Genomic DNA, 1,467 nt, shown 5'->3' with positions numbered 1-1,467 from the left:
CAGGGCGGTAGCATGAGGTGCACATATGTACTATTAACATACCTCCGGTATAGCCAGAGGTACGACAATGGCCAACTACACACCAATGGTCGTCAGGATTCAATCGCTAACTGAGCCTCGTAGCGATATACACGTTACATACCCTCTTCCAGAAGTCTTATTTATCGTTTATGTCAGTATTTTGAGTGGTTACACCACATGGCAAGGCATGGAGCGGTTCGCTAAATACAACCGACGCTGGTTTCGTCAGTTTTTTCCTTATAAATTTGGCTTCCCTACCCATCACACTATTGCAACAGTATGCAAGCTGCTTGACCCAGAAGCTTTTACGCAGTTATTTATCGATTGGGTAAGCGACACAATATCTGAGATAAATGCTCGTAAAATGGGGCCTCATCCAGAAAAAAACGACAATGTCATAGCTATTGACGGCAAGGCTCTGCGTGGCTCACGTCCAGCTAAAGGCAAGAAGTTGGTCCATATGGTCAGTGCTTACAGTTCAGAACTTAAGCTTATATTAGGTTTTACCCCCGTTGATAAGAAGTCCAATGAGATTACTGCCATTCCCGAAGTTATCGATGTGCTTTTTCTCGAAGGAGCCTTGATTACCAGTGATGCCATGGGGTGTCAGAAAAATATTTGCAAAAAAATCATTGATAAAAAAGCTGATTACCTGCTCTGCGCCAAGGACAATCAGCCGACTCTGAGCAGTAATATCGAAGCATATTTTTCAAAGTACATTGAAGAACACCCGGATGATCCGGAACCTGCTGATGACGAACCAGCCTTTGCAGAATCGATGGAGAAAAATCGGGGGCGTCAAGAACACCGGCGTTGTTGGGTTTTTAACGACATTGAGGATATAGACCCCAAGCATGAGTGGCCTGGCCTTAAGCAGTTTTCGGTTATCCAGAGAGACAGATTGGTTGGTAAAAAACAAACAACTGAATTGCATTTTTATATAGAGAGCCGAGAGATGACAGCCTCCAGTGTGCTGGCAGCAGTACGCAATCATTGGAGTATAGAAAATGGACAACACTTGTCACTGGATGTCAGCTTTCAAGAAGATGCCTCTAAAATCCATGAGCGAACAGCGGCAAAGAACGTTGCGACTGTAAGGCGGTGGTGTTTTAATGTACACAAACAAAGTAGCCGGTTTGAGAAAGAGAGTATGTCAGGCCGGATTGAACTGGCAGGGTTAGATCAGGACTATCGAACCGAGCTGGTACTTGAGAAGTTTTATCCTGACTAAACAGCGAGTTTAAATTCAGGCTGCAGAAGCAGCACAAGGTACAAGCTTCGTGTGAGGCCGGTGGCTTTTTGTGTCAATTTTCCATATTTTGGTTTCTTTTCATCAATCCTGCCTAAAATACGCGCTGGATTGTCTGAGAATATTCGATCTGCAATGTTGGCAGTCATGAGCAGAGCAAAAATATGAACTATGGTGCATCTGATGCGACCACCCTG

2 protein-coding genes are annotated in these 1,467 nt (G+C 44.4%); one reads left to right on the top strand and one right to left on the bottom strand.

Annotated features, from left to right (window positions below):
* The first annotated feature begins 67 nt into the window (after window positions 1–67).
* Window positions 68–1,252, top strand: coding sequence for an ISAs1 family transposase (locus ACO6UY_RS24665; protein ID WP_422445646.1), 1,185 nt, complete (start codon window positions 68–70; stop codon window positions 1,250–1,252).
* Here the strand turns inward: ACO6UY_RS24665 and ACO6UY_RS24660 are convergent.
* Window positions 1,249–1,467, bottom strand: a 219-nt coding sequence (locus ACO6UY_RS24660) for a hypothetical protein (protein WP_422469170.1), incomplete at its 5' end; no start/stop codon positions are given. The genes ACO6UY_RS24665 and ACO6UY_RS24660 overlap by 4 nt on opposite strands.

The sequence above is a fragment of the Endozoicomonas sp. ALE010 genome, from assembly GCF_049310165.1.
GTDB lineage: Bacteria > Pseudomonadota > Gammaproteobacteria > Pseudomonadales > Endozoicomonadaceae > Endozoicomonas.
This window is presented reverse-complemented; position numbering and strand designations above follow the sequence as displayed.